Source organism: Pseudoalteromonas umbrosa, assembly GCF_030125375.1.
Lineage (GTDB): Bacteria > Pseudomonadota > Gammaproteobacteria > Enterobacterales > Alteromonadaceae > Pseudoalteromonas > Pseudoalteromonas umbrosa.
In genome coordinates, this window is sequence record NZ_JASJUU010000003.1 from 499,530 (window position 1) to 520,652 (window position 21,123).

15 protein-coding genes are annotated in these 21,123 nt (G+C 38.5%); 8 read left to right on the forward strand and 7 right to left on the reverse strand.

Going from position 1 to position 21,123, the window contains the following annotated elements:
* Nucleotides 1–166: 166 nt before the first annotated feature.
* Nucleotides 167–310, reverse strand: a complete 144-nt coding sequence (locus QNM16_RS12145) for a hypothetical protein (protein ID WP_196760638.1) — start codon at nt 308–310, stop codon at nt 167–169.
* Between the two features lie 570 nt (nt 311–880).
* Here QNM16_RS12145 and def point away from each other — a divergent pair.
* Nucleotides 881–1,429 (forward strand): peptide deformylase, encoded by a 549-nt coding sequence (gene def, locus QNM16_RS12150; protein WP_284020726.1) that lies wholly within the window; start codon nt 881–883, stop codon nt 1,427–1,429.
* A 211-nt stretch (nt 1,430–1,640) separates the two neighbouring features.
* Here the strand turns inward: def and QNM16_RS12155 are convergent, their stop codons facing one another.
* The gene (locus tag QNM16_RS12155; protein ID WP_284020727.1) at nt 1,641–2,000 is read right to left on the reverse strand and encodes a hypothetical protein; all 360 of its coding nucleotides are present in this window, start codon (nt 1,998–2,000) and stop codon (nt 1,641–1,643) included.
* Between the two features lie 756 nt (nt 2,001–2,756).
* Between QNM16_RS12155 and QNM16_RS12160 the strand changes: the two genes are divergently transcribed.
* Nucleotides 2,757–3,620: a hypothetical protein gene (locus QNM16_RS12160; protein WP_284020728.1), complete on the forward strand. Its 864-nt coding sequence runs from the start codon at nt 2,757–2,759 to the stop codon at nt 3,618–3,620.
* Nucleotides 3,621–3,833: 213 nt separating this feature from the next.
* On the opposite strand, the gene QNM16_RS12165 is transcribed toward QNM16_RS12160, so the two are convergent.
* Both QNM16_RS12165 and QNM16_RS12170 read right to left on the reverse strand, forming a co-directional pair.
* A complete protein-coding gene (locus tag QNM16_RS12165; RefSeq protein ID WP_284020729.1) occupies nt 3,834–5,150 on the reverse strand; it encodes a DUF5690 family protein in 1,317 nt (438 codons plus the stop codon).
* Between the two features lie 112 nt (nt 5,151–5,262).
* Entirely contained in the window at nt 5,263–5,976 is a 714-nt protein-coding gene (locus tag QNM16_RS12170; protein ID WP_284020730.1) for a UTRA domain-containing protein, read from the reverse strand.
* Nucleotides 5,977–6,185: 209 nt separating this feature from the next.
* Between QNM16_RS12170 and QNM16_RS12175 the strand changes: the two genes are divergently transcribed.
* The 3 genes from QNM16_RS12175 to QNM16_RS12185 all read left to right on the forward strand — a co-directional run bounded on the left by QNM16_RS12175 (nt 6,186) and on the right by QNM16_RS12185 (nt 11,568).
* Nucleotides 6,186–8,537 (forward strand): TonB-dependent receptor, encoded by a 2,352-nt coding sequence (locus tag QNM16_RS12175; RefSeq protein ID WP_284020731.1) that lies wholly within the window; start codon nt 6,186–6,188, stop codon nt 8,535–8,537.
* A gap of 343 nt (nt 8,538–8,880) precedes the next feature.
* Nucleotides 8,881–9,936: an alkaline phosphatase D family protein gene (locus QNM16_RS12180; RefSeq protein WP_284020732.1), complete on the forward strand. Its 1,056-nt coding sequence runs from the start codon at nt 8,881–8,883 to the stop codon at nt 9,934–9,936.
* 87 nt (nt 9,937–10,023) lie between these two features.
* Nucleotides 10,024–11,568 (forward strand): alkaline phosphatase, encoded by a 1,545-nt coding sequence (locus QNM16_RS12185; protein ID WP_284020733.1) that lies wholly within the window; start codon nt 10,024–10,026, stop codon nt 11,566–11,568.
* A 77-nt stretch (nt 11,569–11,645) separates the two neighbouring features.
* On the opposite strand, the gene QNM16_RS12190 is transcribed toward QNM16_RS12185, so the two are convergent.
* The gene (locus QNM16_RS12190; RefSeq protein WP_284020734.1) at nt 11,646–12,434 is read right to left on the reverse strand and encodes a hemopexin repeat-containing protein; all 789 of its coding nucleotides are present in this window, start codon (nt 12,432–12,434) and stop codon (nt 11,646–11,648) included.
* 176 nt (nt 12,435–12,610) lie between these two features.
* On the opposite strand from QNM16_RS12190, the gene QNM16_RS12195 reads away from it, so the two are divergent.
* The 3 genes from QNM16_RS12195 (at nt 12,611) to QNM16_RS12205 (ending at nt 14,803) form a co-directional block, all read left to right on the forward strand.
* On the forward strand, nt 12,611–13,204 hold the full coding sequence (locus QNM16_RS12195) for a pentapeptide repeat-containing protein (protein ID WP_284020735.1): 594 nt from the start codon (nt 12,611–12,613) through the stop codon (nt 13,202–13,204).
* Nucleotides 13,205–13,483: 279 nt separating this feature from the next.
* Nucleotides 13,484–14,086: a hypothetical protein gene (locus tag QNM16_RS12200; RefSeq protein WP_284020736.1), complete on the forward strand. Its 603-nt coding sequence runs from the start codon at nt 13,484–13,486 to the stop codon at nt 14,084–14,086.
* Nucleotides 14,087–14,197: 111 nt separating this feature from the next.
* Nucleotides 14,198–14,803, forward strand: a complete 606-nt coding sequence (locus tag QNM16_RS12205) for a hypothetical protein (protein ID WP_284020737.1) — start codon at nt 14,198–14,200, stop codon at nt 14,801–14,803.
* A 251-nt stretch (nt 14,804–15,054) separates the two neighbouring features.
* Here the strand turns inward: QNM16_RS12205 and QNM16_RS12210 are convergent, their stop codons facing one another.
* Together QNM16_RS12210 and QNM16_RS12215 are read right to left on the reverse strand one after the other, a co-directional pair.
* Nucleotides 15,055–18,330, reverse strand: coding sequence for a TonB-dependent receptor (locus tag QNM16_RS12210; protein WP_284020738.1), 3,276 nt, complete (start codon nt 18,328–18,330; stop codon nt 15,055–15,057).
* A gap of 1,016 nt (nt 18,331–19,346) precedes the next feature.
* Nucleotides 19,347–20,924: a S8 family serine peptidase gene (locus tag QNM16_RS12215; RefSeq protein ID WP_284020739.1), complete on the reverse strand. Its 1,578-nt coding sequence runs from the start codon at nt 20,922–20,924 to the stop codon at nt 19,347–19,349.
* Nucleotides 20,925–21,123 lie beyond the last annotated feature (199 nt).

Genomic DNA, 21,123 nt, shown 5'->3' on the forward strand with positions numbered 1-21,123 from the left:
TCTGGTGTGCAAAGCCACCGTATTTTTATTTATCGATGACTCAAATGACTGAATGTTCACTTTTAGCGATACTGTTTATTGACTGTTCATAGAGAGTTTTCGAAACAAGCATTATAAACGTTTATTTCTGCACCACCATGGGTGGAAATGAACAGTCAATATAAAATTAGCTCTCTTTTTGCTCTTTGGCTTTGAGCTTTTTGTCTTGATCAAAATGCCATTTGACCGCAAAGAACCCAGCTATACCCAACGCAATTACTTTTACGCCCATAAAAATATATGGGAAAAAATCAGACCAATGTTGTTCCATCACACACTCCACAAAATTACATGTCACTTACCACAATAAAGAGCGACGTTGTAAAACTGCCTTTTCGAATATTAATTCTGTTTGCCTAGGCCTTTGTATGCCCATCGTCATACTTTATTGGTCTAGCCGTTGGGCTATGGCAATTTTTTATAAATACTGCTCGCTCGAGTCGACAATATATTGATCTAGGATAAGATTGTCAAACTATAATTAGAAATTGCAGAACTTTTAGAAATTTTTGAAACTTTGCTGTTTGATTAGCTCAACTTGGCTCTAATTTCATTCCATCAATGTGTGTATTTTTGGAAGTTTTTATTTTTTGGCTCTAAATCTTAGACTTGCTTGATGTGATGAATTAGTCACTTGACATTAATAAAATCTTTCGAGTTGCAATGAGTCAGCGACAAAAGTGTGTAATGGCAAGGTCGGTGTAAATGACTAACATGCCATATTATTTTGTAGTTAAGATACATTACTCCGTTAATCAGCAGGTTTTAGTTTTAGTTGATTCTGACATTTGATAATGTTTAGTCAGCATGATTGAGTTGTTGATTTTAAAAAGGTTATTTAATGAAATCTCTAAGTAAATCTAATCAGCCTAATATTGCTCAACTTGGGCACCCCGTGTTGCGAAAAGAGGCGAAGGTTGTTGACAATATCTTGTCCGATGAATGTCAAATGTTGATTGAAGAAATGATGTTATCGGTTGAAAAGGCAAATGGAGTAGGCCTAGCAGCTCCACAAATTTATCGGAGTTTACAGGTATTTATAATGTGCTCTAAACCGAGCGTTCGATACCCAAATGCACCTAGTATGGCGCCAACAGCAATCATTAACCCTAAGATTATTGAAGTAAGTGATGAGTTAGAAAAAGGGTGGGAAGGGTGCTTAAGTGTACCAAGTATGCGTGGTTTAGTACCTAGGCATAAACGTATAAAGGTGAGATATTATGATCAGCAGGGCAAGAGGCACACAAGGGTGTTTGATAACTTTATTGCTCGTATTTTTCAACATGAATTGGATCACTTGAATGGCTTGACCTTTATTGACCGATTAGAGTCAACACAGGACTTGGTGAGCGAAAGTTATTGGTATGAGAACTTTGCGACTAAGTCATAGATTTATAATTTTCTATTTCCTATCGACTTTAACTTTTATTAATAATTATCTCTAATCTCAACTTCTTAATAACGTTATTTGATATTGAAAAATTATTTAAGTCTGGGAGTTTCTAAAAAACCCTAACATGAGTTAGGGCTTTTTCTATTCAAAACAGCTTAACCACTTTAGTTAGTGCTGCCATTTTATTGTAATGGGTATTTTGAAAGTTTTAATTATTTAATATTTTTATCCAACCTGTTGCAGTACATCTCCCGCTAGATTCACTTTTTAAGATAAATTCAATTTTTTTATTTGAAATCATAGCGGTTAACGCGATGGAGCGTGTGAAATTTAACTTATCTCTTGCATCTTCCATATCTACGCCTGATAAAGCAAAGTCAGATAGGTGAAAGAGTACAAACCTGTTTTCACACCCTTGATAGTTTGAATCTTTAAGCTTTAAAACGAGGCTTGTTTTTGACACTGCATAGTCAGTTGAAATACTGTCAATATAGCCATTTACATATACATCTGATGCAAAAGATTTTAATGATGAAAGCAAGAGTGAAGCTAATAATATTTTTTTCATTTTATTCCTTGAAAATATTTTTTGGTTCTCTAAATCTTTAATTTCTAATAGTTCTTATTGTCATATTTAAAATAGCAGTAGAAAAATGGCGTTTGATGACAGGCAGGGCTTACTGACAAACCTCGCTTCAATGAGATTTTTATATAAGGATTTAAATCTAAGAAGTTTAATGCTCACATCATTTAACCAGTTTTTAGAGTTTTGGGAATGTTCTGCCCTTTATCGCTGTTTTAATTTCAAAGTAACCTTCTTAGATATTTATGACAATAAAATTGTGAGGGCTTTATTTTTTTGTAATTTCCGATTGTCAATCTTTAATTCTATTTTTACATTTAGTATTTTATATAAGGGTTGCTTTTTAAAATTATACCAATTTAATTTTAATGATGGAATGGTTAATATTGAATTTGGGTTTTACTTTGCTCGTAATTTCAATTGAAGGTTGTTGCTTATAAGTGACTTCATTAGCAACCCAGCCTAGCGTGAAGCTAACTATTATTTGAAAACTCTGCTTTTATGAGGGAAAAACCGCTTTCTATTAAGGTGGTTATCTAGATGTATACGAAATTTATATTAGATCATTTGAATGATGTCAGTTTTAATATTATCACTATAATTAGTGAAAAGTTGTTTTTTGTATGCTTAGGTAATTCATTGTAAGAGACTGTAACCCACTATTCATATTCCAATTTCATACTGTTATTGTCTATTTAAGTTTGTAAATGATAATAGCTACTGCTAAGAGGGATAATTAGCATGAATACAAAAATTAGAAAAATAATCCAATTAATCACTATGACTGGAAGTCTATCATCAGCTCCCGCATTTGCTCAAGGGTCTGAGCCCATGTCTTGCTATTGGCAATTCGAAGAACAAAACGAAGTTGCTATATCTGAGAATTTATTTTGTAACAACCCGGTAAGCTCAGACTATACAGATTTGCTTATAGCTAAAAAAGTGAGTATATCGGGCCAAGGTTATTGCGGTGTGAGTTGGATGGATGGTTACAGAACTGAATTAAAAGGAAGTATTACAGTAACAGGCGAGAAGTCAGCTTGTTATGGGCATTCAATTTTGTATCAAGCTGCACCAGCTACCCGAACTGTCGACGGAGCAAAAGAAACGCTACTTGATTGCGGCTGGAAGCCAAAGGGAAACAATACACATCAGTTAATATGTAATACTTCTAATGGGCAAACGTTAAACTTACCAATAGCTTCTAAGTTACAACAAAATCACTTTAATAGCTGCAATATGATTTTTGATGCCAATATGCTTAAAAGCTTTGATAGTGGTACAGTAAGTGTCGATAAAATACCAAAACCAGACGACTGTGATGTTGGCCCAGTATATTTTAGGGCCTATCCTAAAAAGCGTATTGTAAATGGGTTTGAACAAACACTTTTACAATGTGAGTGGCGTAGTCAAAACAATCAATTGAGTATGAAATACTGTACGGGTGCAGAAGGGTGGAATAATGATGTTGTTGTTGCTTACAAATTGAATTCTTCTACATATTCTTTGGTAGATGGTTTAAATAAAGAATTGAAAAATGGTCTATTAATAGAAGATAAGTCACTTAATTCTGTGAACCCCCCACTTTATTTTAGATCATATTGAATGGCCTAAATAAATATTATGGTTGTATTTGGATTACAGTACGTTTTTGACGGCGTTAATTGATTACACAAATCAGTAAATGGTTTTTAACTCCGGTATGCACGATATTTTTTGAGTATTCAGTAAGAACACACATTGGGGTTTGTAGTGAACCCCAATAATAAACGATAAATTAACCACTGTTCGTAATATTTTTTTTGCTCAAAGTATTTTTTATATTTTTGTAACTGACAAAGAATGCAACTCTTTGTCAGTTTTTCTCTCCTTATAAAGAAAAAAAGCGAGAGAGGAAAGGGTTAAAACACCCCCTGTTACACCCGTTAAAATACCTAAATCCCGCAGAAAGATATTCCAATTGATAGTGTGAGTACTTGTGCTTTGATAAACCATGACACCGACTGTGCCTAAATAGCCAAATGAGTCTGCTAAGTATGTAAGAAACCCAACATTAGCAGGGCGGTTAAATGTCGCGATAAGTCGGTCAAATAGTGAAGTGGTGAATGGGACGTAGGCCAAATATAGGCCGATACCATTAAGGATCATCCAACTAATTGGACCAATGTAGCTATGTTCGTATGCAAGTGAGCTAAGCAGTGTGATTATAAAGCCTAAAAATATCAAGAAGTGATTAATTATCATGGCAGTATGGTTATTTTTCACGAGTTTAAGTAACGCTATTATTATTAACACGACGATTGCGATCGGTAACTCTGTTAGTGTGAAAAGTCCTGGTGCACCACTTAGCCCAGTCGCTTGCCAGACATCTGCTGCAAAACTGTCTCGCAAATCACGTAATATAGTCAATAAGATATAGCCAAAAATAAGCATAGTGATCCCAAAGCCAAGTAATTTGAGTAGCTCTATACGACTAGCTTTATTCATTGGTACGCGTTTACAGCGCTGTTCAATATCGCTTTGATTTGGGGGCGGTAGTTGGTCTAGCATCCACACTGAAGCACACAAAAAAGGTAAAAACATCGATGCTGTTACGAATGGCATCCATATTTCACTCACGTTGTAGTCAAGTAATAATATACTGGCTACTGTTTTAACAATGCCTGAAGCAAGAATAAAGCTAGTGCAAAGGCCTGCAGCGAGTATTTCAGTCACCCTTCGTCCTTCTAAATAACTGAACACTATGCCCCAAACCATACCCAAGGGTAGGCCATTTAATAGCATAAATACTGCGTTCCACGGTGAAGGAGTAATAGCGAACCCTAATAGAGCGAACCATGCAAAAAAGACTAAAGCGAGGGTTGCTTTGGCACGACCATGGCTCTTTAGTTCTGATATGACCTTAATTCCAATAAACTTTGATAGCGCATAACCTAAAATTTGAGCTGTTAAATATAAGGTTTTTAAGGATAGGCCCAACCACGTAACCTCTTGATAGAGGCCGACTGCAACAGGCTTTCTAAAGCCATACATAAATGCATAGGTACTGCAAGCTGCGACTATCGCATATGAACAAAAAAGGAAGGTATTAGCACTCAGTTGGTTTTGGATTTGCTTGCCCAATTGGTAAAACATTTGACACTCATACTGGAACGAACATATTTGGTATGGACCAAATAGCAGTTGTCTTGAACTTGTTCACAGTTTAATTTGGCTTTATTACAGTTGTTTTACAGTGTGTTGCAGGTTAAAAATGTAGTTTAGCTTTGTTTTCGATCATCAGTGCATCATGACGCCAATATTCGCGGTCAAATTCAAATGCTGTACCTTCTAAATCTCTTACGATGCGGGTTACTTTAAGCCCCAAAGCGCCGTCATAAGTATTTAAGTACTGCGCAATGGGATTGAACAAACAACATGATTCGACCGAAATATCATAAAGGACATTATGATGCTTATAAGTGTTTTTAAGTAATACGCTGATCGATAATGATAGGTCGTGTTTATCAATATTTGGTAGGTGCTTGTTACTAAAGTTAAGTTCTTCAACGACCACGGCCCGGCCGTCAACTGAACGAACTCGTAATATACTTGTCAGACTTGTTCTGCCATCTAAATCAAGGGCAGTAGCTATTTCTTTGCACGGCTTTCGCCTCGTTTTTTCAACTAATTCTGTGCTTGGCTGAAAGCCTTGAGCGGTTGTGTACTGTAAAAAAGAGGTATGTTGCATAGGATCATATTTAAGCTTGCGAGGGCATACATACCAGCCGCTGCGGTTTTTTCTGTAGATTAACCCCATATGTTCAAGCTGTCCCAGCGCTTGTCTTAAAGTAGAGCGTGCTACGTCGTACTTGGCACATAATTCTCGTTCAGAAGGCAAGCTACCTATTAACTTTTTCTCAAATATTTGTTGGCTGATGGCTTCTCGCACTTGGGCATAGGCAAAACTGGTGTCGCTCATAGATGACTTATTCTTGGTAGTACGTTAATTAATTTTATTGTTATCACATTACAACATACTTCACAAAATGGAAACTTATCTTACTAAATTTTGGTCCGTACCAGTTGTTTTAAAACTTACACATAACTGTAAAGTCCCTGTAATGATACATAACTAAGATTTGCCCCGTTCGTAATTTTGGTATGTACCAATCACTTTCGGGAATTATAATGAAAACGTTATACTCTACAGGCTCTACAAAAATATCTATGTTGGCTATGGCTGTTGCTGCAGCATTATCGGCACCGACTTCTGCAGAAGATGATCAAGCAAAAGCGGACCAACAAATCGAAGAGATCATGGTCGTTGGTAAAAGTGTTTCTTATGCGAATAACGCAACTTCTGAAGAAATGTTTAAGCAACAATCATCCATGACTAGTGCAATGGCGATGATTGACAACTTACCAGGCGTGCTTATCAATGAGGGTGATACATTTGGCTCTGATGATTGGTCAACAACAGTGTCAATTCGCGGTTTTCAACTGAGCTTAGATGAGCAGCAAGTTGGTATTACGATTGATGGTATCTCAAATGGTAATTCAAACTATGGCGGTGGCGCTAAGGCAAACCGCTATATCGATACTGAAAACTTGATGGCAGTTGAAGTGTCTCAGGGTACAGCAGATATTGGCTCTCGCTCTAATGAAGCTCTCGGCGGTACCTTAAACTTTACGACAATAGACCCTAGTGCTGAGCAAGGCATTATTGCCAGTGTGTCATTGGCGAATTTTGATGCGCAGAAATACTATATGCGCATTGAAACTGGTGAAGTGATGGATGACACATATGGTTGGTTAAGTTATTCAAATTCAAGTAACAGCGACTGGATCACCGGCACAGCTGAAAATACCCGTGACCACTTTGCTGCAAAATTTGTTAAAGGCATGGATAGTGATTTAGAGATCACTGCTTATCTTTCATATGATGATGTGCACGAAGACAACTATCAGCGTGTGTCATTAGAAAGCTTTAAGCAAAACCCAGAATCAGATGGCCTAACAGGAGAGTGGACAGGCATTCCTTATATTGATCAGGTTTATCGTCGCGGTTGGTCAACCTTACGTGAAAACCTGTTTGGTTACATCGAAGTGGATACTATGTTTGGCGAAGTTGAAGTCACTGCTAATGCATATTTCCATAAAAATGAAGGTCGTGGTGACTGGGTTCCACCTTATATCGTTGATGTTAATCAAGACGGCGCGAATGGCCACTCTGAATTAGTATCTGGCACTACTTATCAAGGTGGAAGTTCTCTAGGTAAGATTTATTTTGTTGATGCAGATGGTAAATCACTTCAGCCAATGAAAGGCTGTGAAAGCTCAATTACATTCCCATACGGCGGTGCCGATGCTGAGTACGATCCAAATTGCTATGAGGCGACAGCTCGTCCAGTTGGTTCATACCGTAATAGTCACTATGAAAAAGATCGCTTTGGTATTAATGCTGACCTAACATGGGAAACCAAGATTGGTGACTACAACAATATCTTGCGTGGTGGTATTTGGTATGAAGATTACGAGCGCTCTGAGTACCGTGATTGGCACAAAATCATTGATTCAAAAAGTAACTTCGACTTTGACCACAACCCATACTGGATACAATACGACCGCACTTATCCAGTAGAAACAACTATGTTGTACCTAGAAGACTCACTTGAAATGGATACAGTGACATTGCGTGCAGGTGTGAAAAAGTACTTGGTAGATTTGGACAGCCACGACAAATTCACAAGCACTAATAAGTCAGTCAATTCAGATTCAGATACGTTGTTATCAGCGGGTGCTGTTTGGTATACACCGGTTGATGGCCTAGAAGTATTTGCCGGTTATGCTGAGAACTTTGCGGCTATTAAAGACCAAGTACTTGAAGCTGATGCATCAGCTCTTGGCAATATTGAGCCTGAAACGGCAGAAAACATGGACTTTGGTATTCGCTATGACAACAGTGACTTTGACGCTAGCGTCACTTTATATAGCATTGACTTTGAAAACCGATTAACTTTTGTTGCGCCTGAATCTGCATCTGGAAATGATTACTTGGTTGGTACTAGTGGCCAGTATATTAATACCGGTGGTATTGAGTCTTCAGGTGTTGAAGCGTCATTGACTTACTATCCAACTCAATCATTGTCTGTGTATATGTCATATACAAGCAATGACTCTGAGTACACAGATGGCACTGTTGATATTAAAGCTGGTAACACCGTATTTGGTTCAGTTGAAGACATGGCCGTTTTGTCACTCGATTGGCAATCAGAAATTTACTCTGCAGGTTTGTCGACTAAATGGATTGGTGAGCGTTGGATGGATTCAGACAATACTCAGCGTATTGATGCCTATGCAGTCAGTGATATGTATATTGCTGTAGATCTTGAAGAAGTTGGTGCACTAAAAGGTGCTTCCATTCGCCTAACAGTTAACAACCTATTTGATAAGAGCTATATCGGCAGTGTTGCAGGTGGTTGGGGTGGTTGGATTGGCGCGCCGCGCACCGCCGCGATTAATTTCCAAACACGTTTTTAACTTTATTGATGGCGAATGGTGAAATGCGTTCGTCATCTTTTCTGCCCAGAATGACGGTTAAAAAGGACATTGATAGTGATTGATAGAGCTATAGGTTTTTCTTAGTGCGCAAGCATGGAAATATAAGAAAAAACAGGCCCTACAACTCTATGCCGTATGAGCTAAGTAATAGTCTCCCTTGGTTACTTAGCTCTCTATTCAGGCAACAGCATATTTTTGCAATCTTCTAAACAATATTTACTACCTATTACCTAGCATGGCCTCTCCTCAATGAAATACGGAGCAAGATCTGATTTAAAGTGCGTTTTAAAAGTAGGTAGTCTTAAAATGAGAGCGGTAAATCATGAATGTTAAATGTCCCATATTATCTACTTTATTTGCCATTGGTTGCTTTGTAGCTAACGCGCAAGCTGCAGGTTCAATAGATAAAATATTATTTGGCTCATGTAGTCACCAAGATAAAGATATTCCAATTTTTGATGCAATTAATAAAGAGCAGTCAGATCTATTTGTGTTCCTTGGCGATAATATTTATGGCGACACAGAGGATATGACTGAGTTAGCGGCCAAGTATCACAAATTGGGTAGTAAAGAAGGATTTAAAACACTGCGTGCAACGACACCCACCATCGCTATTTGGGACGATCATGATTACGGAGAGAATGATGCGGGTACAGAATACCCATTTAAAGAGCAATCTCGCCAGATTATGTTGGACTTCTGGCAAGAGCCGAAAAATAGTCCGAGGCGCACTCGTCCGTCGGGTATTTATACTTCTTACATGTACGGCGAGCAAGATCAAAATGTGCAAGTGATCATGCCTGATCTGCGCTGGAATCGCCCTGAACTTAACTCTGTTGGAGCATTGAGTTACTGGGTTGGAAGCTTTTTTAATAATAAAGGCCCTTATCGACCAGTTGATAATAAGGTCTCTATGCTCGGAGAAGCTCAATGGCAATGGCTTGAAAAAGAGCTTTTAAAGCCAGCAAAAGTAAAAATAATAGCGTCTAGCTTACAGCTTATTCCAGATTTTACAGGGTGGGAGAGTTGGGCTAACTTTCCAGCTGATAGACAAAGGCTATTCAACTTTATTGAAAAGCACAAAATTGGTGGTGTAATAATGATCAGTGGCGACACGCATTGGGGGGAATTATCGAGATACGATACAAAACATGGTTATCCGATTTGGGAGATCACCAGTTCAGGGTTAACACAAAAGTGGAAAGATGTGAGTCCAAACCGCCATCGTATCGGAGAGTACACTGCGCAAGTGAATTACGGTTTCATTGAAATTGATTGGGGGCAGGCGGACCCGAAAATTCAATTTGGGCTTAAAGATCTTTACGGGGATATCACACACCTGCAAAGCATGCAGCTTTCCTCACTGCAATTTAAATAGTCATGGAGGGCAATTAAAGTGCTGTCAGATTTAAAAAAACACTCGCCAATTCTCGCTTTATTACTTTTAAGCCTATCTGGATGCAAAATGCTTGAAAGCAAAGCTTATGATGTAGCGGCTGAACCATCACAGATTAAGAATATAGTCTTGTTGATTGGGGATGGCATGGGTCCCCAGCAAGTTGGTTTATTGGAGGAGTATGCGACGCGTGCACCTCAATCAATTTATCGAGGTAACAATAGCGCGATCTCTAAACTAGCCAACTTAGGTGTGACAGGGCTATCTCTACATGGCCCTGCTGATAAATTAGTTGTGGACTCCGCTTGCTCAGCAACGCAATTAGCGACAGGGGTTGCTTCGGGTAGCGAGATGATAGGGTTAAACCGTGCGGGGCAAAAAATACCGACGATTTTACAAAAAGCTAAAGCAATGGGTAAGTCAACAGGGTTGGTATCAGATACAAGATTGACGCATGCGACGCCAGCTGCTTTTGCAACACATCAAATCCATCGTTCGATGGAAAACGCCATTGCGGAGCAAATGGTAGTTAGTAACTCCGTTGACGTTATGTTATCGGGTGGATTACGCCATTTTATACCTAAAGACTATATGTTATCGGGCGAACTCGACGCCTTAGAGACAAGGCTGGCAGTAAGCGGTTTATCATTAAAATCGAAACGACGTGATAGAAAAAATATATTAAGACAAGCTGAAAGCCAAGGTTATGAATTGGTATTTAATGAAGGCCAATTGCAAGATGCACACAGTGAGCGTATTTTGGGCTTATTTGCAAACAGCGCTATGGTGGATGGTATTGAAGCGTCTAATCAACGCTATCATGGTCAACCAAGTTTACGGAACATGACGCAAGTTGCTATCAACAAACTAGCAAAAAACCCAAAAGGGTTTTTCTTAATGGTCGAAGGCGGGCAAATTGATTGGGCTGGTCACAATAATGACGCAGGTACTTTATTGCATGAAATGATCAAGTTCGATAGTGCAGTAGATGCTGTGTTGCAATGGGCAAAGGATAGAGATGACACCCTAGTTATTTTGACAGCCGATCATGAAACGGGAGGGTTCGGCTTTAGTTATAGCGGTGCAGATTTGCCTCAAGCAGAGCAGCTCGATAATTTAAATGGTGACATTTATAAACCAAATTATAATTTTGGTGAACTTACGATTTTAGATAAACTTTACTTGCAAAAACGAAGTTATAGTGCGATGTGGAAAGCCGCAAAGCATGATGATAATAAACCTAGCGCTGATAAATTAGTCCAAACAGTCAATTTAAATAGTGAATTTAAAATAAATGATGCAGATGCAAATACTATTTTAGCTGAGCAGAAAAATGCATTTTTTAAACGAGGACATAAAAGCTTGGGTGTCAAAATTGCCAGTAAAATCCATGATTTTTCCCCTTTTTATGTTTACCTTAATGAGCGACCTTTAAACCTAATTGGTAGGGCACTATCAACAAAGCAAAATATTGTTTGGTCAACAGGTACACATACGCATACACCAGTAGGGGTTTTTGTGTTAGGCCCAGAGCATGCGATTAAGCAGTTTAGTGGATTTTATACTCATGTAGAACTCGGTAAGAAAATGAAGCAAATTTTGACTGGGTATTAAGTACCATTGGTTGTAATTTTGTACGTGTTTATGAACAAGCTGGGTTAAAGAGCCCCAATGTATTGGGGCTGTGTGGTTTAGCTAATTGTATCTAATTCATTTAATTCACTGGGCACTGCTAGGTTTTCAAACCCCCAATGGTCTTTTATTGGTAATGGATAACCTTGATCTACTTGACTGCAAGATTTATCAGAGTACCGAATATATTGGTCGCCTTTAAACATATAGGTTTTGCCATTAGGAAGGACGGCGATAGCATCAATACCTTCGAGAAACTCTTTAGGTAAGTTTTTCCCCCAATTGCCAGCAATTTTTTTTGGGTATCCAGGATCAACAGATGTTGCATTGAGATCTGAGTAGCGATAATAACTATCGCCCTTAAACACATAAGTTTTATTATTGAGTAATGTAGCCATTGCATCGAACCCTGTTAACTTTAACTCGGGCGCAATATCTCCCCAATTGTCGGCAATTAATGCGGGGTAGCCTTTGTCTATAACGGTGGCATTATTATCTGAATACCTCAGGTAATGCTCACCTTTTGTGACATAGGTTTTTTTATTCGGCAATGTCGCCATTGAATCAAATCCAGTTGCAAAAGAGCCAATACTTTCATTAAACCCCCAGTTTCCAACGAGCTCTTTTGGATAGCCTTCATCTACTTTAGTTCCATTTTTATCTGAGTATCGAACATACCATTTACCTTTTGTGATGTATGTTTTTTGATTTGGAAGCACATTAATGGAGTCTATTCCAGAGTTAAAAAAATCAGTAAAGTTCATGTTATTTCCTTTAGAAATGGTTGTCAGATAGCTGTTCAACATCAGCATGTTTGTTCCAGCTTGGTTTAGGTTTGAAATTAACATTAGACTCCAACCTACCAATTTCTATTACACTTAATTACATTGTGTAATTAAGTTAAGTAATCAAACGGCACCTTTAACTCTAGCTAAAAATCTATTTTTTCATTTACAGGACAAAACTTAACCTTTGAAGTTAGAATACATAAAGACGAGTTGAGTAAATTAAAAAAGGAAGTAAATTGAGTATTCATGAACATAGTGAGTTCTGGTCAATAGCATTCGAAAGTGAAGACTTTTCCACTGAAGAATTCATATCTAAAGAGTTTGAAAGCTGTATTTTCAAGGGCTGTAACTTTTCAGAAACTAGCTTTCGCAGTTGCAAATTTATTGATTGTGAGTTCATAAAGTGCAATTTAAGCCTCACTAAAATGCACTACAGTCAGTTTTCTGATGTGGTTTTTCGAGATTCTAAAGCAATTGGCATAGATTGGACCAAAGCTGGGTGGCCAAGGTTAATGCTCAGTTCGCCAATCAAGTTTTATGATTGCATGCTAAACGATAGCTCGTTCTTTGGCTTGCAGCTTCACGGTTTTATTTTAGAAAACTGTGTGGTGCGAGGTGTGGATTTTAGAGATGGAGACTTTACTAGAGCAAGCTTTAAGGACAGTGAGTTTTGTGGGTCTATGTTTTCAAGCACTAACCTTTCGTCTGTCGACTTTTCAAATGCGACGGGTTTTGATATTGATATATTTAGTAATACAATTAACAAAGCAAAATTTGACCGTTTTGAAGCAACAAGACTGTTAAGCTGCTTGGAGGTTGAGTTAGTCTGATTTAGGTTCAACACTTACACAGCCTGAATTAGTTGTTACGGCTACTTTATTAAGAGCCTTTTAAACAGAATACAACAAGAAGCTTGTTTAAGCTCCTCTGTTCCCATAATGGATGCGCGAGATTTATGGATAAGTATTGCGTCTGAATAATCTTAACTTTAACTCAGAGCGGCAAGGTTTTAATATGAAAGGTATCTCTAATTACCTATAATAGTACTCTTTAGATCTTGTCGCTCAATATTAATCAGTATTTTCTCGACTATTTTTAATAACAAGCTTATGAATTTAAAAAAATTTTTCATCATGTTAATCGCATTTGTATCTATTGGTGGTTGCGGCATGACCGAAGATTTAATGAAAGCGCGTTACACGCTTAATCAGGCCCGTTATTCTGTTCAAATGTCTGGAGACCCAGTTCGTAATGAACACCGGCTTAAAAACTCAGCAGAAATTTGTTTAAGAGAAAATGATTATCAGTGTTTAGCACTTGCGTATGAACTTTATGGACATTTATATCGCTCCAATATAGTCAGGGTTGAAAAGAAGTACTACGAGGAAAATGGATTTTTAGAGCGAGATGTTACGTTTGAAAATAGGTTTGAGCATTCTGCTAAACATTTTGAAAAAGCCATTAGCTATTGGGACCATACTAAAGATCATAAAGAAATATCAGCTCTTTATATCCAGCTATCTTTGAGTTATCACTTAATAGACGATACAGAAAAAGAGTGTTTAGCGTTAGAGAAAAGCTTACAGTATCACTTTCAAGCGTACCCAGAAGATGACATGCTTGCTGACGAAATTCCAATGAATTTTGAACGCTTCAGTGACTATATTCAGCAACTACAGAGTCAAGCAGGCTGTGCAAGCAAACCAGAATAACATCTCCTTATAGTGCTTAATCACTTGATTAAGCCTATCTTGATGGGCGACTTTTCAATTTTTTACTATCCGATAATAATGTCGATTTTTATGACTAGTTTCAGTGAATTTATGAATATAAAAAATACTATGTTGGCGGTTGGTGCAACCTTTGTTTTAACCGGGTGTGAAGTGACATATAAGCAAGAAGATGCAGATAGGGACTTTAATAAAGCAGTTAGGTTTTTAAAGCAAAATAAAGCGCCTAAAGGTGTAGATAATCTGCTTAGTAATGTGTTGGAGTTTTGCAATGAAACTAAAAAACCAAAATGTTTGGTGTACACTCATTTGTATTATGGTGACTTTTACCTTTCTTCTATGCTGACCAATCATAAAGGCACGTTTAACGTTTTTGGTTTTGCAGAAGCCGGTGTAACATTTGAAAATAGGCAGCAGCAAGGTATTGCGCATTACATAAAGGCGATCAGCTATGTGGTTGCAGATGATAATCAAGCGCTTATAGCAAGTTTATATGAGAGACTTTCATCCGGTTATAGCACTACTGGAGAGCGAGTGAAGGAGTGTGGAGCCTTGCAAAAAGCTCTAATATCACAAGCAAAGGCTTACCCTGATGGAGATGAGCCAGTAGAGTATTTCCCTGTTAATGTTAAATACTTTAGTGAGTATATCGCTTTTAAGCAAAAGCGAGCTGGCTGTACTGAGTTAGAAATAAAGTAGTGATAGTCGTGCTTTTTTGATTATATACCAATTTAACATAATTTTTTGGTTCGTTTTTGATGTATCGTAACAACGGTGCTGAGAGGGGAGTAAGGGTTTAAAGTTGCTCTATATGCTTTAAAAATATTTGATAAAAGTGCTTAGCTTATGCACTCGTTTATCTAGTATGTTTTACGGTTTTTTATGCAGTTACCACAGAGAAGAAAAAGGCCAACATAAGTTGGCCTTTTAATCATTAAATAGTCACGCTATTAGAAAGAGTAGCGGATACCAATCTTAGCTTGCCATGCAGATGCACCTTTGGTGATCTGAGAGTAATTACGAACGTCTGAACCTTGGTAACGTGGATCGATAACTAGTTTACCGTCCTCTAAACCACCAAAATCATATAGTTTTTGGTCGCTGTAGCCAAGTCTCTTCTCAACACCCCAGTCACTGTTAAGTAGGTTCGCGAAGTTTTCAATCATGAAGTAAACTTCACCTTTGTGCTCTTTATAGATACCTGGGATCTCTTGAGTAAAGCTCACATCCATTGTTGTAACCCAAGGTTGAGTACCTGTATTACGGTCAAGTAATTGGCCACGCTCAGAAATACCAGCCCTGTTAAGAAGTGCTTCTAACTCATTCCACGATAACTTAGATTCATTCCAATCTACGTTTGTGTCATCAGGACCTGTTGGAATGTATGCAAGATAAGCTGATGTTCTATCTAGACCACGAGTATCACCAAAGTCGCCATCGTTGTATGAGCCCATCGTATAGCTAAATGGACGACCTGAGCGGCGCTCGAAGAACATGTTGAACTTAGATGCATAACCTTCGAAGAACTCAGTCTGGTAACGTAAGTTAAGCTTAAAGCTGTGCTCAACTTCATAGTGACCACGGCCAACTAAGTCAACGTTACGGCTATGTGTTGTTGCATGTTTGTAGTTACCGTCAGCTTGTGATGCACTACCCGGCGAGATGTCTTCAACATCTTGATGTGTATAGCTTGCAGACACGTATAGGCCGTTATCGAATTCTTTTGCGATTGCTGTTGAAATGATAATTGAACGTGCATCTAAGTCAGAATTCGTCATCATGATGTCATGATTATCTGTACGACCAGACTCTTCTTTGTAAATACTTTCATAAATTACACGGCCTGTCGCCGAAAGGTTTGGAGCAGCTTCTTTCTGTTTAATAGCCGTATTGCGCCAAACAGCTTCGTCTTGCTTGTTTTGGTAAGCAATTTCAGCAGACCATTTGAAGCCGTCACCTAGTAGCTCAGAATCAAATTCATACTCAAAACCGACTTGCGCACGGATGCTTGAAGGTAGTTTAAAGTTTGGATCAGTATAAGCTGTATGACCTGCACCCTCTTCCAATGTAGACTTAATGCCTTCAGGCACACGAGTAATATCAACTTGTTCAACATTAGCAAAATAAGCGTTGATATCATCTTGCGATGCTTCAACTTGTGTTATGCCGTCTTTTTGGAATGGGTTGTTGAACCAAACGTTAGGAATACCGCCTTGGAAGCGACCAATACCACCGTTAATGGTTAGTGCATCCGTTGCGTAGAACTTAAATCCAATACGCGGAAGGATGATGTCTGCGCCATCTAGGTTTTCTTGGTTAGTGTGTTTGTATGTTTTCAGGAAATGTTCATTAAGATTAGGTTCATCATCTGAAGCTAAGCGTTCATAACGAACACCAGCAGTAATTTCTAAATCATCAGTCAGGTAGAACTTATCTTCTACATATAGTGCAAGTTGCTCACGTGTTGCGTCATACGCTAAGTCATTCACATTGTTTGAATTTGCATTCATGTATGAGAATTGGTAGTCATCCTTCCAATTTTTGTACAGTTTTTTGCTTTCAAAATCATCTAGGCTACCAAACTTCCATGTGCCCATCGAGTTTTGGGCAAATAGGTTGTATAGACGCTTACTTTCTAGTTGCGCACCAAAATTGATCTCATGGTCACCCATTAGGTAAGTTGCATCGAAAGTGAATGCGTAAGTTTCTGTTTCAGAAATGTTGCTGTGACGTACATCGTCACGACCGAACTGAATAGACTCACCACGGTCGCTATTATTTAGATAGACTTGAATTTGACCTAAATCAGAATTTGTTAAGCTGTCATTGGATACATCTTTGTAAGCAAAGCCAATTTCAGTTGAGAAGTCGTCAGACCAATCTGAATAAAGTTTTGTCGCAAAGTTGTTGAATTTAGTAACGTATTGGTAACGGCTAGATGCCATAGTGATGGTGTTACCACCAGTTGCGAAGCCTTTATCGCTCTCTTCATCTTGCCATTGGTAAGTAAAGTCTGCGCGGTGAAGGTCACTGATGTTCCAGCTCAGCTTTACTAGTAGACTGTCACTTGTATTCTCAGGATCGCCACCAAGCTCATCTTGTAAACCGTATGTATTGCTTAGGATACTATTGAATCGGTCGTAATCTTGCTCAGAAATATCAAATTCGTGTGATGTGCCAGAGCCATCAAAACCATAGTCCATTTCTTTCTCTTGTTTCCAAGAGTTGTAGTTCACGAAGAAAAATAGCTCATCTTTGATGATAGCGCCACCAGTGCTAAAGCCCATTCTTGCTTCTGTTTCGATTGGATCTGTGCTTGAAACTTCAAACGTTTTATGACCGTCTTCGTCTAAAATGTTAGATCCAGCGTAATGGACTACTTCGCCTTTGTCGTCGACAATATTCTCTTTATATTTGGCTTCTGAGATGTTATCTACTTTACCTGCTAGGCTAGGTGTACTTGTCTCGTAAAAACCTGAGAAAGTAAACTCGTTAGAACCTGACTTAGTTACGGCATTGATAGTACCGCCGCCAAAGTTACCTTTTTTCGCAGAGAATGGTGAGCTATCAACAGAGATTTGCTCAATTGCATCTAGTGCAACTGGTGGTTGAGACGTTGGGTAACCACCAAAGTTCAAACCAAAGTCATCGTTTTGGCCGATACCGTCTACAGTTAAACCGTTTGTTCTTGGGTTATTACCAGCAATGGTCAATTCACCGTTACCGTTAATGCTTGCAAGTGGGTTAAGACGTGCAACGTCTTTGATGTCGTTGTTGAAGCTAGGTACGTTATTAATGGTATCTTCACCAAATACACTGCTTGAACCGCCGGCTTGTTGTACTAGTTTATAACCACTTACTTGGATCTTTTCGATTGTCTGTAGTGGCTCTAGCTGTTTTGTAATACGGTGTGTGTCACCTAGCTGAAGTGAAATGTTGTTTAGCTCTGCATCAGAATATTTATCAGAGTCAATCACAACGCGGTATGGACCGCCAACGCGAAGACCTTTTGCGATGAATGCACCAGAGTCATTAGTAGTAAATGTATTTACTGTGCCTGTCGGCTCGTGAATAACCGTAACTTTAACGTTAGCGGCAGCATCGCCAGCAGGCGTAGTGATTTTACCACGCATGGCTGATGAGGTGTCAGATGCAAATGCACTTGCTGACACACCAATAGCAAGTGCTAAGGCGCCGGCCACTTTCGATAAGCGAACGTTTTTCATTGTGTTGTTTCCCGTGTGTTTAGGTTGTTTCAATCTTAAATTAAATTTCTAACCAGTTGATTTAAATATAAATCTCAATAATTAGTTAAAAACTGCTTCATCCACGCTATTTTATTCAAACCAAATTTAAGTAAGCTTCCTGAAGGAAACTTACTTGGTAATAAAGTTGGTGTGAGAATTAATAGATAGGAGTTACTGCTTATTATTTATAATTAGTACCAAAGAGTGTTTGACCACGAAGATTACAAATAAGAATGCGAAACTGAGCAGCTGTCAAAAGTGATGGACACACTTGGACTAAGGCCGCTATTTTAGTTTGTAACAACAAAATGTTTCGAGTTAACACGTTCTAGTTTTTCCAGTCATCTAAATCAGGCCGCTCCATTGTAATTGAATCAATAAATATTGATTTACCGGACATTCATCCTGTGTATTCAATTTAATGTGCTTTAAAGTCCGCCTCCCTTCATTTAAGTCAACCTGCAAAACAGCAGTAAAAATCCACTTAAATACGAGAAGAAAAACTTATCACCCTTTGGTTTTGTGCAATTATGGGCGCGCATTATAACTCAAGCTTGATTAGGTTATCAAAGATATTCTTTATTAAAAGAATAAAAAATACACAGTTTTAACGTATATTTTTTGGTTTTCAAGTTGAGGTTTTTATGAGTTGCTGTCTGGATATACAGTTATTTGTTTGAAGTGTGCCCAGGTGGCAAAAGTGTTAATGATTTTTTCCTATATTTATGTATATTATAACAAAATATGTTATTGGTCTCTGTTGGGTTTCAATGAGTGAGCATGGGTTTGAGTTCAAAGTTACTGGTTTATTTATATAACTTTAATGAATGAATAAATTATTGCGTTGTTTTTTGTTTTGTAAATTAAGTGAAAGTTATTATTTTTTCATGCATTTCTTTATTGTTGTGTTTTTATCATTTTTAAAAGTGTGAGTTCAAGGCTAATCGGGATTGTTTAATTAGCCTTGAACATTGGTTTTGGTATTCTGCTGTTATTTATTTGTAAGCATAGTTAAGTGTTACACCACTGTAGTTACTATATCCAAATAAGCTAATGTGCCATGTACCAGAGTTCGGGTTGGTAAATGTACACTGTTCTTCGTTTCCGTCTTTCCAAGGGCGGCAGGTATAGTTGTTTGAATCAGGTTGTGCGTTGTAACGAACATAAAGATCAGCATCACCGGTTCCACCTGTGATATTTAAGCTCATTTCTTTCACCCCTTGAGGGATATTCCAAGTGTAGTGCGTCCATCCGTTTTGCGTACCTTGTAAATTAGGCAGTGAGCCATTCACCGGTTTTACGCCACCTGGGTTACCTGGATCACCACCACCTTGACAACCATTTGCAGTTAAATAATCAGATGCGCTTTTCGCTTGTGCGATCCCATGGCCATAATAGATATCATATCCTGCAGCGCCCTTGTCTTTAGCCGTTGCATTGATTGCTGCGCGTACTTCTTGGTTTGTACACTGTGTATGGTGGCTCCAAACGAGTGCTGCAACACCGGCAACGTGAGGTGAAGCCATAGAGGTCCCGCTTAGACTTCTATATGTGTTGGTTGGATAAGTGGAGTTAACATTCGAGCCTGGACCAGATATTTCAATTTGGTCGTTGTACTGAGAAAATGATGAACGCGATTCATTTGATGTGACGGAAGCGACTGAAATAACAGCATCATATGATGCTGGGTAAGACTTTGTGCCGTTACCATCATTACCTGCCGCCGCAACCAACATCATGCCGCCGTTGACAAAGTTTTGCATTGCCGTATTTTCGCTGTTTGAGTAATTGCCACCGCCCAAACTCATATTCACTACATCTGAACCAGCATCTTTACATTGCTGTATCGCGTTGATTAAATTTGATGCATAAGTCCATTGGCCGTTGTCGTCAAAAATCTTAACTATATGAAGGTCTACGCCCGGGTATACGCCAACAACGCCCTGGTTATTATTTTCGGCTGCAATTGTGCCAGCAACGTGCGTACCATGACCATTTCCATCATTATTCCATCTGCCAACAGCATTGTTGTTAGCAACACCAGTCACATTACCATAAGGTAAGTCTGGGTGGCCTAAGTTGTAGCCAGTGTCTATAACACATACTTTTCTCGCTGAAGTATTAGTCTGTGACAGTTGGTTTCCTTGTACCATGTTTATTCCATAGGGTGTGCTTTGTGCATAGGGGGTAATGGAATCCTTTGAGATTGGTTTTGACAAGTAACGCTTAGGATCAATTTCGATTGATTCTACGGATGACATCTTACGCAATGTTCTAAGGCTAAACTCATCGAGTTCAGCGACCATGGCTTGCTCATCGTTTAGTGCAAATAATGGTTCAGCGCCCGCTGTGAACAAGTAATTTAGTGCTATAAAGTCGTTGAACGCTCTTTTTTCACCAAGTTTCTCTTTCTTAAACTTTACAATGTATCGGTTACTTTCAACCGTTTTTGTCTCTAACTTATGGTCCGAGCTGTGGCCTTCGAAGACAAGTTCATTCGCTAGTGTAGGTAAGCTGACTGCGGCTGCCATTAGGGTTGTGATTGCAGAAAGTTTAAATCGCTTGATACTCATGTTTGTTCCTTGTTGTTTAGGTTTTATGTTGCCTGTGACTAAACATCACTTATTCAGCCAAATGCGTTAGAGCCTTAATAACTATAAGCATTAGGGTGTGTCTGATATAAGTCGTAAACATCACAGTAACATTTTGTGTTCTTTTAAATAACATAATACTTGGAACGGTCTAATGGCAATATTGTTTGCAAATTTAAAT

Bases quoted from the DNA above. Each gene is read 5' to 3' on its own strand.
- QNM16_RS12145 (WP_196760638.1), bottom strand. From the start codon at position 310: ATGGAACAACATTGGTCTGATTTTTTCCCATATATTTTTATGGGCGTA.
- def (WP_284020726.1), top strand. From the start codon at position 881: ATGAAATCTCTAAGTAAATCTAATCAGCCTAATATTGCTCAACTTGGG.
- QNM16_RS12155 (WP_284020727.1), bottom strand. From the start codon at position 2,000: ATGAAAAAAATATTATTAGCTTCACTCTTGCTTTCATCATTAAAATCT.
- QNM16_RS12160 (WP_284020728.1), top strand. From the start codon at position 2,757: ATGAATACAAAAATTAGAAAAATAATCCAATTAATCACTATGACTGGA.
- QNM16_RS12165 (WP_284020729.1), bottom strand. From the start codon at position 5,150: ATGTTTTACCAATTGGGCAAGCAAATCCAAAACCAACTGAGTGCTAAT.
- QNM16_RS12170 (WP_284020730.1), bottom strand. From the start codon at position 5,976: ATGAGCGACACCAGTTTTGCCTATGCCCAAGTGCGAGAAGCCATCAGC.
- QNM16_RS12175 (WP_284020731.1), top strand. From the start codon at position 6,186: ATGAAAACGTTATACTCTACAGGCTCTACAAAAATATCTATGTTGGCT.
- QNM16_RS12180 (WP_284020732.1), top strand. From the start codon at position 8,881: ATGAATGTTAAATGTCCCATATTATCTACTTTATTTGCCATTGGTTGC.
- QNM16_RS12185 (WP_284020733.1), top strand. From the start codon at position 10,024: ATGCTTGAAAGCAAAGCTTATGATGTAGCGGCTGAACCATCACAGATT.
- QNM16_RS12190 (WP_284020734.1), bottom strand. From the start codon at position 12,434: ATGTTAATTTCAAACCTAAACCAAGCTGGAACAAACATGCTGATGTTG.
- QNM16_RS12200 (WP_284020736.1), top strand. From the start codon at position 13,484: ATGAATTTAAAAAAATTTTTCATCATGTTAATCGCATTTGTATCTATT.
- QNM16_RS12205 (WP_284020737.1), top strand. From the start codon at position 14,198: ATGAATATAAAAAATACTATGTTGGCGGTTGGTGCAACCTTTGTTTTA.
- QNM16_RS12210 (WP_284020738.1), bottom strand. From the start codon at position 18,330: ATGAAAAACGTTCGCTTATCGAAAGTGGCCGGCGCCTTAGCACTTGCT.
- QNM16_RS12215 (WP_284020739.1), bottom strand. From the start codon at position 20,924: ATGAGTATCAAGCGATTTAAACTTTCTGCAATCACAACCCTAATGGCA.